General features: G+C 63.5%; 12 protein-coding genes. 2 read left to right on the top strand and 10 right to left on the bottom strand.

Annotation, left to right across the window (positions count from 1 at the left end; all coding sequences use genetic code 11):
* Window positions 1-61: 61 nt before the first annotated feature.
* Entirely contained in the window at window positions 62-2,131 is a 2,070-nt protein-coding gene (locus WBK23_RS08430; protein ID WP_424483533.1) for an EAL domain-containing protein, read from the top strand.
* A 58-nt stretch (window positions 2,132-2,189) separates the two neighbouring features.
* On the opposite strand, the gene serB is transcribed toward WBK23_RS08430, so the two are convergent.
* The gene (serB, locus tag WBK23_RS08425; RefSeq protein ID WP_090249722.1) at window positions 2,190-3,404 is read right to left on the bottom strand and encodes a phosphoserine phosphatase SerB; all 1,215 of its coding nucleotides are present in this window, start codon (window positions 3,402-3,404) and stop codon (window positions 2,190-2,192) included.
* Window positions 3,405-3,577: 173 nt separating this feature from the next.
* Between serB and WBK23_RS08420 the strand changes: the two genes are divergently transcribed.
* Window positions 3,578-5,134 (top strand): AhpA/YtjB family protein, encoded by a 1,557-nt coding sequence (locus tag WBK23_RS08420; protein WP_424483532.1) that lies wholly within the window; start codon window positions 3,578-3,580, stop codon window positions 5,132-5,134.
* Between the two features lie 52 nt (window positions 5,135-5,186).
* Here WBK23_RS08420 and WBK23_RS08415 read toward each other — a convergent pair whose 3' ends face one another.
* The 9 genes from WBK23_RS08415 to WBK23_RS08375 all read right to left on the bottom strand — a co-directional run bounded on the left by WBK23_RS08415 (window position 5,187) and on the right by WBK23_RS08375 (window position 14,445).
* Complete coding sequence (locus WBK23_RS08415; RefSeq protein ID WP_424483531.1) at window positions 5,187-5,891, bottom strand: PqiC family protein; 705 nt, start codon at window positions 5,889-5,891, stop codon at window positions 5,187-5,189.
* Between the two features lie 137 nt (window positions 5,892-6,028).
* On the bottom strand, window positions 6,029-8,284 hold the full coding sequence (gene parC, locus WBK23_RS08410; protein WP_424483530.1) for a DNA topoisomerase IV subunit A: 2,256 nt from the start codon (window positions 8,282-8,284) through the stop codon (window positions 6,029-6,031).
* A gap of 7 nt (window positions 8,285-8,291) precedes the next feature.
* Complete coding sequence (locus WBK23_RS08405; protein WP_424483647.1) at window positions 8,292-8,777, bottom strand: retropepsin-like aspartic protease family protein; 486 nt, start codon at window positions 8,775-8,777, stop codon at window positions 8,292-8,294.
* A gap of 35 nt (window positions 8,778-8,812) precedes the next feature.
* Window positions 8,813-9,796: an esterase-like activity of phytase family protein gene (locus WBK23_RS08400; protein WP_424483529.1), complete on the bottom strand. Its 984-nt coding sequence runs from the start codon at window positions 9,794-9,796 to the stop codon at window positions 8,813-8,815.
* Window positions 9,796-11,700, bottom strand: a complete 1,905-nt coding sequence (gene parE / locus WBK23_RS08395; protein WP_424483528.1) for a DNA topoisomerase IV subunit B — start codon at window positions 11,698-11,700, stop codon at window positions 9,796-9,798. The genes WBK23_RS08400 and parE overlap by 1 nt, the downstream gene beginning before the upstream one ends.
* A 15-nt stretch (window positions 11,701-11,715) precedes the next feature.
* Window positions 11,716-12,327: a YqiA/YcfP family alpha/beta fold hydrolase gene (locus WBK23_RS08390; RefSeq protein ID WP_424483527.1), complete on the bottom strand. Its 612-nt coding sequence runs from the start codon at window positions 12,325-12,327 to the stop codon at window positions 11,716-11,718.
* Window positions 12,328-12,392: 65 nt separating this feature from the next.
* A complete protein-coding gene (gene cpdA / locus WBK23_RS08385) occupies window positions 12,393-13,217 on the bottom strand; it encodes a 3',5'-cyclic-AMP phosphodiesterase (protein ID WP_424483526.1) in 825 nt (274 codons plus the stop codon).
* A 173-nt stretch (window positions 13,218-13,390) separates the two neighbouring features.
* A complete protein-coding gene (locus WBK23_RS08380; protein WP_424483525.1) occupies window positions 13,391-13,855 on the bottom strand; it encodes a DUF1249 domain-containing protein in 465 nt (154 codons plus the stop codon).
* On the bottom strand, window positions 13,846-14,445 hold the full coding sequence (locus tag WBK23_RS08375; protein WP_424483524.1) for an NUDIX domain-containing protein: 600 nt from the start codon (window positions 14,443-14,445) through the stop codon (window positions 13,846-13,848). Before WBK23_RS08375 ends, WBK23_RS08380 begins: the two co-directional genes overlap by 10 nt.
* Window positions 14,446-14,455 lie beyond the last annotated feature (10 nt).

Below are 14,455 nucleotides of genomic sequence, written 5' to 3'. Positions count from 1 at the left end.
TGCCGACGCACCCCCTTTTGTCGCCTTTTCGCGTCCGTTCGGCGCAGATTTGATACCCACCATGGCCATCGAAAAAAAAACTATTCGGCTACTGATTCTCGAAGACTCGCAGAACGAGGCCGAGCGCCTGGTCAGCCTGTTTCGTAACGCCGGGCGCGCGACCCGCGTGCATCGCCTGACGTCCAGCGACGATCTCAACGAGGCGCTGCAACAAAGCTGGGACTTGCTGATCTGCGCCCCCAGCAGCGAGCAACTGCCCCCCAGCGAAGCCATAGGCGCGATCCGCCGTCAGGCCAAAGACATTCCGGTCATTCAATTGCTGACCGATAACGACTCCGACAGCATCACCGAAGCGCTGATGCTCGGTGCCCAGGACGCCCTGCCGCAAGGCGAGGACGAGCGCCTGGTGCTGGTGGCCAAACGCGAACTGGCCAATCTGGAAGAGCGCCGCGCCCGCCGCGCCTCGGAAGTGGCCCTGCGCGAAGCGGAGAAACGCTGCCAGCTGCTGCTCGACAGCTCCGTCGACGCGATTACCTATGTGCACGATGGCATGCATATCTATGCCAACCGCGCCTACCTTGAGCTGTTCGCCTACGAAGATGCCGACGAACTCGAAGGCATGCCGATGATCGACCTGATCGGCAGCAGCGACCAGGCCAGTTTCAAGGACTTCCTGAAGAACTACCACGGCGTCGAAGGTAACGCCGAACTCAACTGCGCAGGGATCAAGGCCAGCGGCCAGAGCTTCCCGGCGCAGATGAGCTTTTCCCCGGCCACCTACGATGGCGAACCCTGCATCCAGGTGGTGATTCGTGCCGAAAGCGGCAACGCCGAGCTGGAAGAAAAGCTGCGCGAAATCAGCAGCCAGGACCTGGTCACCGGCCTGTTCAACCGCAGCCACTTCCTCGAACTGATGGATTCGGCCGCCGAACGCGCCGTGAATGCCGGGCAGCCGTCCACCCTCGCCTATATCCGCGTCGACCGTTACGCCAGCCTGCTCGCAGAAGTCGGTCTGGCCGGCATCGACATGCTGCTCACCGACCTGGCCGGCATGCTGCGCGCGCACTTCAGCAGCGATGCGCAGCTGGCCCGCTTTGGCGATGACGTATTCGCCGTACTGCAGCAAGGCATCACCCCCGAGAACGCCAAGGACAGCCTGGCCAGCCTGCTGAAAAAGGTCGAAAGCCACCTGTTCGATGTCAGCGGCCGCACCGTGCAAAGCACGCTGTCGATCGGTGTCGCCGGACTCAACGAAAAAACCGCCAAGGCCCAGGAAGTGGTGGATCGCGCCCACCGTTGTGCCGACGAACTGAGCCAGGGCAACGCCCTGAAACTGTTCAACCCGGCCGATGAACTGGCCGCCGCCGCCAGCCGCGGCAACATCGTCGCGATGATCCAGCAGGCGCTGGAGAACAACAGCTTCCGCCTGCTGTTCCAGCCGATAATCAGCCTGCGCGGCGACAGCTTTGAGCACTATGAGGCGCTGCTGCGCCTGATCAGCCCGCAAGGCGAGGAAATCCCGCCGCTGGAGCTGTTCAGTGCGGCCAAGGATGCCGGCCTGGCCGAGAAGGTCGACCGCTGGGTGATCCTCAACTCGATCAAGCTGCTCGCCGACCACCGCAGCAAGGGCCACAACACCCGCCTGTTCGTGCACCTGTCGAGCGCCAGCCTGCAGGACCAGACCCTGCTGCCGTGGCTCAGCGTGGCTCTGAAAGCCGCACGCCTGCCGTCGGACTCGCTGGTGTTCCAGTTCAGCGAACCGGATGCCATCGCCTACCTCAAGCAGGCCAAGGCGATTACCCAGGGCCTCAACGAACTGCACTGCAAGGTCGCCCTGAGCCAGTTCGGCTGTTCGCTGAATCCGTTCAACACGCTCAAGCACCTGCATATCGATTTCGTCAAAGTCGACAGCTCGTTCTCCCAGGACCTGAGCAAGGCGGAGAATCAGGAAGCACTGAAAACCATGCTGGCCAGCCTGCACTCCCAGGCCAAGCTGACCATCGTGCCCTTCGTCGAAAGCGCCAGCGTGCTGGCGACGCTCTGGCAGGCCGGGGTCAACTATATCCAGGGCCATTACCTGCAAGGCCCCAGCCAGTCGATGGATTACGACTTCTCGGCTGGCGACGAGTAGTTTTATCGTCTGCAATAAAAAAGCCGCCCGAAGGCGGCTTTTTTATTGAGACAGAGTTCTATTCCAGCCCGTCGCGGTCGCGAAAGCCGAGCAGATACAGAATGCCATCCAGGCCCAGGGTCGAGATCGCCTGCTTGGCCGACTGCTTGACCAGCGGCTTGGCGCGAAACGCCACGCCCAGCCCGGCAATCGCCAGCATTGGCAAATCATTGGCACCGTCGCCCACGGCAATCGTCTGTTCCAGACGCAGCCCTTCCTTGGCGGCCAGTTCGCGCAGCAGGTCAGCCTTGCGCTGAGCGTCAACAATCGGCTCGACCGCGACCCCGGTGACCAGGCCATCGACAATCTGCAATTCGTTGGCGAACACATAGTCGATGCCGAGCTTGGCCTGCAGCTGCTTGGCAAAGTAGGTGAAGCCACCGGAGAGAATCGCGGTCTTGTACCCCAGGCGGCGCAACTCGCTGAACAGGGTTTCCGCGCCCTCGGTCAGGCGCAGGGACGCACCGATATCGGCCAACACAGTTTCCGGCAGGCCCTTGAGCAGCGCCAGGCGCTCGCGGAAGCTGGCGGCAAAATCCAGCTCGCCACGCATGGCACGCTCGGTGATCTCCGAAACCTGCTCGCCGACGCCGGCAGCCTTGGCCAGCTCGTCGATCACCTCGGCCTCGATCAGCGTCGAATCCATATCGAACACCGCCAGGCGGCGATTACGGCGGAACAGTGAGTCGCGCTGGAAGGCGATATCGACGTTGAGTTCCTGGGCCACGCTGAGGAACTCGGCGCGCAGGGCCGCCGGATCGGCCGGTTCGCCGCGCACCGAGAACTCGATGCAGCCTTTGCCCTGCTCGGCCGGCATATCCAGCGGCATGCGCCCGGACAAGCGGTCGATATGGTCGATATTCAGGTCATAACGCGCGGTAATCGCACTGACGCGCTGCAGCTGCTCGGCCGTGACCTTGCGCGTCAGCAGGGTAACGATGTGCCGCGCCTTGCCCTGGCCACTGACCCACTGCTGGTAATCCGCCTCGGATACCGGGGTGAAGCGCACCTGCTGATCGAGCTTGTAGGCGGTAAACAGAATGTCCTTGAGCACCGACGAGGCGCGCTCGGTATCAGGAATCTCGACCAGGATGCCGAACGACAGGGTGTCATGGATCACCGCCTGGCCAATATCGAGGATATTCACCCCGCCCTGGGCCAGCACGCCGGTGATGGCGGCAGTCAAACCGGGGCGATCTTCGCCGGTGATATTGATCAGGACGATTTCGCGCAAGGCTCGGTCTCCAGGACAGCGTCAGGGGCAGCGGCTTGCTGAACAGATCACAAGCCGTGGAAAAGGCGCACATTCTACCCATTTTCACCGGTAAACAGCCACGCACGGCGCTTTGCCCACTGCGGGGGCACCGCTATACTGCGCGCCAACTAAGTCGACAAGAGCCGAGCTCTGTGAACCGGCCCGCCCCCGTAAAACCCGATAATTTCTTCCTGCTGCTGTTCCAGGCTCTGCGTCAACGGCGCATTCCCCTGGCGCTGCGCATTGTCAGCCATAGCCTGCTGCTGGTGGCGCTGGCCCTGGTGATCTATGGCTGGGTGATCGGCATGCAGTTCAAGCATGCCATGCAGCAACAGGCCGAAGCCCTGGGCACCAGCCTGATTACCCAGACGGCTGCTTCTGCCACCGAGCTGCTGGTGTCCAACGACATTCTCAGCCTCAACGTGCTGCTGAATAACCTGGTGAAAAACCCGCTGGTGGCGCATGCGGCCATCTACAGCGTGGACAACCGCATCCTCGCCGAAGCCGGATCGCGCCCCAGCCAGAGCATGCTCGGCGAAACCGAGGGGTTGTATTCGACGCCGATCACCTTCCAGGAGGTGATCGCCGGGCAGCTGCGCATCAGCCTGGACATGCAGCAATTCCAGCAACCGATGACCATCAGCCTGCAGAGCATGGGCATTCTCAGCCTGATCCTGCTGGCCCTGACCCTATCCTTGAGCATGCGCCTGGGTCGGCATATCTCCACCCCGTTGCTGCAATTGCGGGTATGGCTGCGTGACCCCGATGACCCGGCCCCTGGTGCCGGGCGGCAGGATGAGATCGGTGACCTGGCCCGTCAGCTGCAAGCGCGCCTGGTGCCGGAGAAGCCCGCGCCAGTGGAAGAGCCCGCCTTCTACGATTCCGAACCGGCCGCAGAGGATGATGACGATTATCCAGCGGAGCAGTTCGATAACGACCCGGATTTCGAAGTACCCAATCTGCGTGACGAACGCTTCGACGATCTCGACGAACTGGAAGACCTCGACGAGCCAGCAGCGTCCGAACCTAACGCCCACCGCGAACTCGACAGCAACATGGCCGATGACCCGTTTGCCGAACTGCGCGACGACACGGCATTCGACGAAGCGCCGCTCAGTGCACCCGTAGTGCCGCAACAAAAACTGCCCAGCGCGGTGTTGGCGATTCAGCTGGGCGCCCAGGAACAACTGCGCCGCCTGCCGCGCACCCGCCTGATGGAACTGTTGCAGCGCTACCGCGATTGCCTGGACCAAGCCGCCAGCCTGTATCAGGCCGAGCTGCATACCCTCAGCGACGGCAGCAGCCTGATGCTGTTCCACCAGCAGGATTGCGGCGAGGACTACCTGACCCACGCCATCTGCTGTGGCGAACTGATGCGCGCCCTCGGTCACGCCCTGCAGATCGAGGTCGCTGACAGCGGTATCACCCTGCAATTGCAGCTGGGCCTGACCCTCGGTGAAAACCTCAGCGGCCTGACCCAGGGCGACCTGCTGCTCAGTGAAACCGCGCAGAACGCCCTGGCGCTGTCGCAACACAGCCGCAATCTGCTGCTGGTCGAGCGCAGCATTGCCGACGATGCCCTGGTCAGCCAGCGCGCACGCATTCGCGCCATCGCCAGCCCGCAAGGGGCCTGCTGCGTGGAACGGCTGCTGGAGCCTTACCCGTCATTGCTGGAGCGCCAACTGGCGCGGATGCACGAAAGCCGTTAATCCAACCCAACAAAAAAGCCCGCCGATTGGCGGGCTTTTTTGTTGGCTGCGCTTAGAAGCGGAACACCTCACTCTCACCACGCATTGGATCCGCCACCGGAATCCGCGGTGTTTTCGGCGGCGCAGGCTTCACTGGAGCGGGCTTGCGCGCCGGCTGCGCGACAGCCGGTGCCGGCGCGCCATGCTCTTCCACCGCGACAGCCAGCTGCTCGACCAGTTGCTGCACCAGCAGGCTCTGCGCGCGCACCTGATCGACGATAGCACCACCATGGGCCTCTTCCAGACGCACCAGGCGACCATCGAGCAACTTGCCGTCGGCTCCGGCCAGACGCCACTGCGCCTCCAGCACCGCCGGGCGCTGTGGGCCCGAATCGAGGCGGGTAATCGACAATGCCAAACGCACCTGCGGGATAAAACCAGGCGCCGCCGGGGCCAACACCAGGCGCTGGCTGTCGAGGCGCGAAGCCAGCTGACGCAACAGCTGCTGATCGATCTCAGCAGCCAAGCTGCCAGCCCAGCGCGCATCTTCGGCGCTGGTCAGACTGCCATCGACCTGGCGCTGCAACAGCGCCTCGCGTTGCAGGTAGTCGGCAATGGCTACCGGCCCGAGCAATACGGCGACGCCCTGCTCGGCCGTCGGCACACTGATAGTGCCGCTATCGAGCTGATACAGCGGTACCTGCTGGTAACGCGCGCAGCCTGCCAGGCTGAGCACGCCGGCCAGCAGCAGAATTCCGGGAAAACGCAGTGCAGTCATCTCACTCATCCAGCCGGCAAGTCGCCGGCGTGCCTACCAATACGTGCAGGTGGGCCGCTTTAACCAGCCCACCTCGCGGCCGCGTATCATCCTTGAAAGCCGCCTGCGACTCCAGCGCAGCACTGTAGCGGCATGCGTCAGCCCGCTTCGACCAACAGGCTGTCGACGCGCTGGAAGCCACGCGGCAGCTTGTTGCCACGACGGCCGCGCTCACCTTTGTAGTGTTCCAGATCATCGGGCTTGAGCGACAGAGTGCGTTTGCCAGCCTGCAGCACCAGGGTGCTACCTGCCGGCAACACAGCCAGATCAGTCAGGTATTCCTCACGGCTGGCGACGCGCTCGCCGGGGATGCCAATGATCTTGTTGCCCTTGCCTTTGCCCAGTTGCGGCAGATCGCGCACCGGGAACAGCAGCAGACGACCTTCGGTGGTCACCGCAGCCAGCCAGTCCTCTTCACGATTGGCCAACGGCTTGGGCGGCACCACCAGCGCGCCTGTCGGCAGGCTGAGCAGCGCCTTGCCGGCCTTGTTCTTGGCCTGCAGGTCTTCGCCCTTGACCACAAAGCCATAACCGGCGTCCGAGGCGATCACATACAGCGCGCTGTCATCAGGCAACAGCACACACTCAAAGATCGCGCCCGGCGGCGGCTGCAGGCGACCGGTCAACGGCTCGCCCTGGCCACGGGCAGACGGCAGCGAATGCGCGGCCAGCGAGTAGCTGCGTCCGGTCGAGTCGATAAACACGGCGAATTGATTGGAGCGGCCTGGCGCGGACGTCTTGAAGCCGTCGCCGGCCTTGTACGACAGGCCAGTGGCGTCGATATCGTGGCCCTTGGCGCAGCGCACCCAGCCCTTCTCGGAGATCACCACGGTGACCGGCTCGGTCGGCATCAACTCGGTTTCGCTGAGCGCCTTGGCTTCGGCGCGGGCGACGATCGGCGAACGACGGTCGTCGCCATAGGTTTCCGCATCCTTGATGATTTCGTCACGCACCAGCTTCTTCAGCTTGGTTTCGTTGCCGAGCAGGGCCAGCAGCTTGGCGCGCTCCTTGGCCAGCTCGTCTTGCTCGCCGCGGATCTTCATCTCCTCCAGGCGGGCCAGCTGACGCAGGCGGGTGTCGAGGATGTAGTCCGCCTGGATATCGGTGAGACCGAAACGCTCCATCAGCACCGGCTTGGGCTGATCCTCGGTGCGGATGATGTGGATCACTTCATCCAGGTTGAGGAAGGCGGTGAGCAAGCCTTCCAACAGGTGCAGGCGCTTCTCGACCTTGTCCAGGCGGAACTGCAGGCGACGACGCACGGTGTTGACGCGGTACACCAGCCACTCGGTCAGTAGAGTGCGCAGGTCCTTGACCGAGGGTTTGCCGTCCAGGCCGATGACGTTGGTGTTGACCCGGTAGCTGGACTCCAGCTCGGTGGTGGCGAACAGGTGCTGCATCAGCTCGTCGGCATCCACCCGGTTGGAGCGCGGAATGATGACGATGCGGCACGGGTGCTCGTGGTCCGACTCATCACGCAGGTCGGCGACCATCGGCAGCTTCTTCGCCTGCATCTGCGCGGCAATCTGCTCCAGCACCTTAGCCCCGGAGACCTGGTGCGGCAGCGCGGTGACCACGATGTCGCCGTCTTCCACTCGATAGACCGCGCGCATGCGCACCGAGCCCTTGCCGGTTTCGTAGATCTTCAGCAGATCGGCACGCGGGGTGATGACCTCGGCTTCGGTCGGATAGTCCGGGCCGAGCACATGCTCACAGAGCTGCTCGACCGTGGCGTTCGGCTCATCCAGCAAGCGCACGCAGGCGGCCGCGACTTCACGCAGGTTGTGCGGCGGCACGTCGGTGGCCATGCCGACCGCGATGCCGGTGGTGCCGTTGAGCAGGATATTCGGCAGGCGTGCCGGCAGGGTCGCCGGCTCATTCATAGTGCCGTCGAAGTTCGGCACCCAGTCGACGGTGCCCTGGCCCAGCTCGGTCAGCAGTACTTCCGAATAGCGCGACAGGCGTGCCTCGGTGTAACGCATGGCGGCGAAGGACTTCGGATCATCCGGCGCACCCCAGTTACCCTGGCCGTCGACCAGGGTGTAGCGATAGCTGAACGGCTGCGCCATCAGCACCATGGCTTCGTAGCAGGCGCTGTCGCCATGCGGGTGGAACTTGCCGAGCACGTCGCCGACGGTACGCGCCGACTTCTTGTGCTTGGAGTCGGCGTCCAGGCCCAGCTCGCTCATGGCGTAGACGATGCGCCGCTGCACGGGCTTGAGGCCGTCGCCGATATGCGGCAGCGCGCGGTCCATGATCACGTACATGGAATAGTTGAGGTAAGCCTGCTCGGTAAAGTCGGCAAGGGAACGGCGTTCAACACCGTCCAGGCTCAAATCGAGGGATTCGCTCATGCGTGCCTCATTGCAAGGTGGATTGGCGCAACAGCAAGGTGCCGCCGCGCTGGGTAAATTCGAGTTGTTTCAGGGCACTCATGCCCAGCAATACGTCATCGCCGCCCATGCCGGGAGCGATCAAGGCGTCCACCTCGGTCAGCACGATATCGCCCAGCTGCAAACGCTGCAGGCGCGTACGGTGCGCCGTGGCGCGGCCATTGGCGGTGCTGATGGTGATCGGCGCCCCCGCCTGCAAACCCAAACGCTGCGCCACTTCGATCGGCACCGCCACCTGGGTGGCCCCGGTATCGAGGAGGAAGGTCACTTCCTCGCCGTTGATCTTGCCACTGGCCAGGTAGTGGCCCTGACGGCTGCTGGCCAGTTGCACTTCCACATAGCCACTGCCATGCACGGATTCGGGAGCGCTGTTGGGATTGCGCTGAGCGTCTTCCCATCTGCCGAAGAAATGCGTGGCCAGCCACAAGCCGGCCCCCCAGGCCAGCACCAGCATCACCCGGCCGGCACGCTGGCTCGGACTCTGCTGGCTCACTGAGTGCTCCCCCAACCGCCTTGCGGCGCGGCAAAGCGCCAGATGATCGGTCGTTGCTCGCCATCGGCGCGGCTGAAGCGGCCATTGTCGACACCGATCCAGGCACCGTCGGCGTCGACCCAGAGCGCCTCCGCCAGGCCATACGTTGGGCTATAGCGCCGCGCGTCCGTCAGTGCCTCGCTGGCAAACGACCAACAGCGCTCAACACTGCCATCGCTCAGGCTGCGCCGACAAATACGATGGGCCTGACGCTCAAGGGTGAAGAGTTTTTCGTTATGGAACGCCAGCCCGGAAAAATCCAGCGGCTGCTCCTTGCCGCCCAACTGTGCGGGCCCCGCTTCGCTGCCGGCTTCGCTGAACAACACGCAACCGCCGGTGCAGTCCCAGCTTGAGCGCTGCTTGTGCACCACCAGCAGGCCACGGCGCATGCGCTCGGCGGCCAGCCACAGACGCGCACCCGCGGGGTCGACCGCGATGCCCTCAAACAACGAGTTGTAATGCAGCAGCATGCCGCTGGCCCGCGCCTGGCGCAGCAGACCTTGTGGGAGTTTCAGCCAAACCGGCTCGCCGATCGCTGGCAATTGCAGCACTGCGGCCTTGGCCTCACTGACCAGGTAACGGTTACCGGCGGCGTCACAGCTCAAGCCTTCGAAATCCAGTGCCCCACCGCGCACCAGGCCGGCCACCCAGCCGCGCATGCGCAAGCCCCAGGGCAAGCGCACTTCAGGCGGGTTAGGGGCGACAAAGTGCTCGGCCTCGGCCTGCCACTGCGTGGTGCCCGGCTGCAGTCGATAAAGGCGCTCGTCTTCGCGGTCCGAAACCGCCCATAGCGCGCCCTCGCACCAGGCCAGCCCGGACAGATTGCCGGCGGCGATGCCCTCGACCGGCTGCTCGCTGAGTAATTTCAACTCTTCCAGCGCCGAGGCGGCGGCCAGCTGCGGTGAACAGGCCAGCAAACAGACGGCCAGCAGCCGTTGCATCAGAGCAACACCTCGGCCAGGTTGCCCTTGGACTCCAGCCAGGATTTACGGTCGCCGGCGCGTTTTTTCGCCAGCAGCATGTCCATCATCTCCTGGGTGCCAGGGTAATCATCCAGGGTCAGCTGCACCAGACGCCGAGTGTTGGGGTCCATGGTGGTTTCGCGCAGTTGCGGCGGGTTCATCTCACCGAGGCCCTTGAAGCGGGTGACCTGCGGCTTGCCACGGCGCTTCTCGGCCACCAGGCGATCGAGGATGCCATCGCGCTCACCCTCATCGAGGGCATAGAAGATCTCCTTGCCCAGATCGATGCGGTACAGCGGCGGCATGGCCACGTAGACGTGACCGGCATCCACCAGCGGGCGGAAATGCTGGACGAACAAGGCGCAGAGCAAGGTGGCGATGTGCAGGCCGTCGGAGTCGGCGTCGGCGAGGATGCAGATCTTGCCGTAGCGCAGCTGGCTGAGGTCGCTGGAACCCGGATCGAGGCCAACCGCCACGGCGATGTTGTGCACTTCCTGGCTGGCCAGCACTTCACTGCCATCGACTTCCCAGGTGTTCAGAATTTTCCCGCGCAGCGGCAGGATCGCCTGGAACTCCTTGTCGCGCGCCTGCTTGGCCGAGCCACCGGCGGAATCACCTTCCACCAGAAACAGCTCGGAGCGCATCGGGTCCTGGCCGGCGCAATCGGCCAGCTTGCCGGGCAGCGCCGGGCCCTGGGTGATGCGCTTGCGCTCGACCTTCTTGCCGGCCTTGAGGCGGCGGTTGGCGTTGCTGATCGCCAGTTCGGCGAGCTGCTGACCGAGTTCCGGATGGCCGTTAAGCCACAGGCTGAAGGCATCTTTCACCACACCGGAGACGAAGGCGGCCGCCTCGCGAGACGACAGGCGCTCCTTGGTCTGCCCGGAGAACTGCGCGTCCTGCATCTTCATCGACAGAACGAAGGCAATGCGCTCCCAGATATCTTCCGGAGCCAGCTTGACCCCGCGCGGCAGCAGGCTGCGGAACTCGCAGAACTCACGCATGGCATCCAGCAGGCCCTGGCGCAGGCCGTTGACGTGGGTGCCACCTTGGGCCGTGGGAATCAGGTTGACGTAGCTTTCCTGCACCGCGTCGCCGCCTTCCGGCAGCCACAGCAGCGCCCAATCGACCGCCTCCTTATTGCCTGCCAGGCTGCCGCAGAAGGGTTCAGTGGGTAGCCGTTCAAACTCACTGACCGCATCCACCAAATAGGAACGCAGGCCGTCTTCGTACAGCCACTCGACTTTCTCGCCGCTGGCCTTGTCCTCGAAACTGACCGCGAGCCCCGGGCACAACACCGCCTTGGCTTTGAGTACGTGCTTAAGGCGGCTGACGGAGAATTTGAAGGAGTCAAAATACTTGGCGTCCGGCCAGAAATGTACGCTGGTGCCGGTATTGCGCTTGCCCACCGTGCCGACCACGGCCAGGTCGCTGGCCTTGTAGCCGTCGGCAAAGCTCATCTGGTATTCGTTGCCGTCGCGTTTGACCGTGACGATCACGCTGGTCGACAGCGCGTTGACCACCGAGATGCCCACGCCGTGCAGGCCGCCGGAGAACTGGTAGTTCTTGTTGGAGAACTTACCGCCGGCGTGCAGCTTGGTCAGGATCAGTTCGACCCCCGGCACGCCCTCTTCCGGGTGGATGTCCACTGGCATGCCGCGACCGTCGTCGAGCACTTCCAGAGAGTTGTCCTCGTGGAGGATCACCTGAATCGATTTGGCATGCCCGGCCAGTGCTTCGTCGACGCTGTTGTCGATAACTTCCTGGGCCAGGTGGTTGGGCCGGCTGGTGTCGGTGTACATGCCCGGGCGTTTGCGCACCGGGTCGAGGCCGGAAAGGACTTCGATGGCATCGGCGTTGTAAGAGCTAGAACCTTGCTGGGCCATGGGGTCTCTTGTTCGTCAATTGAGAGCGGAAAAGTCGATATCCTGCCACAGATGGCGAGGAATACCGGCGAAAGCGAAAAGCATCGGCAGACGCTCGGCAAAACCCTGAAAACCATGATCGCCGCCGGCCTGGATACGCAGCGCGCAGGCGCGGTAATAGCTCTGGGCATCGCGGTAATCGAGGGTTTCGTCGGCAGTCTGCAGCCACACCTGATAACGCGCCGGATCTTGCAGGGCCGGCACATCCAGTTCGGCCAGGGCTGCCACATGATCGGCGGTCAGCTCCCAGGTCTCGTCGCTGTAATAATTCTTCTGCGGACCCAGGTAGCCGTCGAAACGCAGGTGCGGACGCACGGCCGGGTTGATCAGCAGCGCCGGCAGGCCGTGGCGTTCGGCCAAGTGGGTCGCATAGTAGCCGCCCAACGAGCTGCCAACCAGCACGGGCCGACCAAGCTCGGCGATCAGCGCTTCGAGCTGGGCAATGGCCTGGCGCGGATGGTGATGCAGGGCCGGCACCCGCAGCTGCGCGGCCAGGCCCAGCTGCGCCATAGCGCGCTGCAACTGGCTGGCCTTGAGCGACGCCGGAGAGCTGTTAAGCCCGTGGATATAGAGAATGGATGTGGTCATGGGGCGGGAGGCTAACCGGTTGCGGCGACCGGCTGCAACCGGTTAGCCACGCAGCCGCAAAGGCCTTAATAGCCTTTGATGGTGTAATCGATTTCGAACTTGATGCCAGTAACCCGCGACACCCCGGTTTCCAGGCGACCATCGTCGAACAGGCGCAGCCAGCGATAGCCCGGCGCGGTTTTATCCACCTGAAACTCCTCGCTGCCGGGAGCAAATTGCACACAGGTCGAGGGCGACGCCAGCAGGCGAATCGGGCCGCGCTGCTGATCGAGTTCCTGATGGATATGCCCCCAGAGCACCGCTCGCACCTGGCTGAAACGCTCCAGCACGGCAAACAGAGCATCCGGGTTGCGCAGACCGATGGGTTCCATCCACTTGCAGCCGATGGACACCGGGTGATGGTGCAGGCAGATCAGGTGATGACGATCCGGCGCTTCGCTGAGTGCGCGCTCCAGCAAGGCCAGTTGCTGATCATCGAGATAGCCGGGAACGGCACCGGGGATCGAGGAGTCGAGCAGGGTCACGCGCCAGTTGCCCAGGTCGATCACCGGCTCCAACAGATCACTGCCAACGCAGGCCGCCTGCATAGCAGGCACCTCATCATGGTTACCGGGGAACCAGCGCGCGGGCGCAGGGATGGCGGCGGTCATCTCGCGGAAACGCTGATAAGACTCTGCGCTGCCGTCCTGCGACAGGTCGCCACTGGCCAGAATCAGGTCAATCTGCGGCTGTTCCTGCAACACGCGCTCAATCACCCGCTGCAGGCTGTCCTGGGTATCCATGCCCAATAGCTTGCCTGCCGCATCGGCAAACAGATGACTGTCGGATAACTGCACCAGCAGTACCGAGCGATCAACAGCAGCAGTGGTTTTCGTTGGCGCGCCCGGCAAGACCTTCTCCTTGAGCGGAATGCGTGAATTATGCTGGCTAGCCCTGCCGCCGGTAAACCCGCGAAAGGGGAATAGGTCACAGAACGTCCGCTGTAAATCCAGCGCCCGCCTTAAGGCTAGCGCGTATAGGAACGATGCGCCTGCGACGGGTTATCGGCAGAACGTGGAAAAGCCTAACGTACCGGGACTAGCTCGTGACCGCAGGCCAGGCAGTGGCTTAGCCATTCACCGAGAAACAGGTTGAGCTGGGTCTTCTCATCCGGCTGGTGCATGGCCGCATTGGGATAGGGATAGATGCCGCGAAACCGCCGTGCGCTCTGCGCCCCGATAACTTCCGCCATGCGCGCATCGTGGTACACGCGCACCTCCATCTGCGGTGCCGGCAACCAGGACAGGCTGTGCTCCTGACACACGGAGAGGGTCGAGGTGTAGGGGCAGGTTTCCAGCACTTGCAGCGCCAGCACCCCCAGTTGCTGCTCACCCTGACTCATGGCCACACGGCGCGCCTGCCGATAAGCATCCGGGCTCTCGCGCATCGCCGGTAGCAATTGCATCAGGCGTGCATAGTTAGCCTCGCAAGCGGCTTGCAGCTCGACCAGGTCGACCCGATAACGCTCGCGCAGCAGGTTCACGACCACAGCCCCCGCACTTCGGCGCGGTTCAGCGCCAGCCACTGCAGGGCGATGATGCTGGCGGCATTGTCGATCCGCCCATCTTTCAGCGCATCCAGGGCATCTTCCAGCGGCCAGACATGCACGCGAATGTCCTCGCCCTCCTCCGCCAACCCATGCACGCCGCCCGCACCTTCACTGTTGCAGCGGCCGACGAACAAATGCACACGTTCATCCGAGCCACCCGGCGACGGGTAGTACTGAGTAATCGGCCACAACGAGGTCAGCGGCAGATTGGCTTCCTCCAGCGCCTCACGACGGGCTACTTCCTCCGGCACCTCATCCTTGTCGATCAAGCCGGCGACCAGCTCCAGCAGCCAGGGATTGGCACTTTTATCCAGCGCACCAACGCGGAACTGCTCGATCAGCACCACGCAATCGCGCTGCGGATCGTAGGGCAGCACGCACACCGCATCGTGACGCACAAATAGCTCACGACTCAGCTCAGGCCCCATGCCACCGGCAAACTGGCGATGGCGCAAACGCAGTCGATCGAGCTTGTAGAAGCCGCTAAAGCAGGCCTCACGCTGGATCACTTCGACATCATCCCGCTGCATAACGTCCCCC

The organism is Pseudomonas sp. (genome assembly GCF_049653025.1).
In the GTDB taxonomy this organism is placed as follows: Bacteria; Pseudomonadota; Gammaproteobacteria; order Pseudomonadales; family Pseudomonadaceae; genus Aquipseudomonas.
The sequence above is the reverse complement of the archived record's forward strand: the minus strand, read 5'-3'. Positions and strand labels throughout refer to the sequence as shown.

What these genes read in the sequence shown, in the direction of transcription:
- WBK23_RS08430 (WP_424483533.1), top strand. Translation starts at nt 62, where the DNA reads ATGGCCATCGAAAAAAAAACTATTCGGCTACTGATTCTCGAAGACTCG.
- WBK23_RS08415 (WP_424483531.1), bottom strand. Translation starts at nt 5,891, where the DNA reads ATGACTGCACTGCGTTTTCCCGGAATTCTGCTGCTGGCCGGCGTGCTC.
- parC (WP_424483530.1), bottom strand. Translation starts at nt 8,284, where the DNA reads ATGAGCGAATCCCTCGATTTGAGCCTGGACGGTGTTGAACGCCGTTCC.
- WBK23_RS08405 (WP_424483647.1), bottom strand. Translation starts at nt 8,777, where the DNA reads ATGCTGGTGCTGGCCTGGGGGGCCGGCTTGTGGCTGGCCACGCATTTC.
- WBK23_RS08400 (WP_424483529.1), bottom strand. Translation starts at nt 9,796, where the DNA reads ATGCAACGGCTGCTGGCCGTCTGTTTGCTGGCCTGTTCACCGCAGCTG.
- parE (WP_424483528.1), bottom strand. Translation starts at nt 11,700, where the DNA reads ATGGCCCAGCAAGGTTCTAGCTCTTACAACGCCGATGCCATCGAAGTC.
- WBK23_RS08390 (WP_424483527.1), bottom strand. Translation starts at nt 12,327, where the DNA reads ATGACCACATCCATTCTCTATATCCACGGGCTTAACAGCTCTCCGGCG.
- WBK23_RS08375 (WP_424483524.1), bottom strand. Translation starts at nt 14,445, where the DNA reads ATGCAGCGGGATGATGTCGAAGTGATCCAGCGTGAGGCCTGCTTTAGC.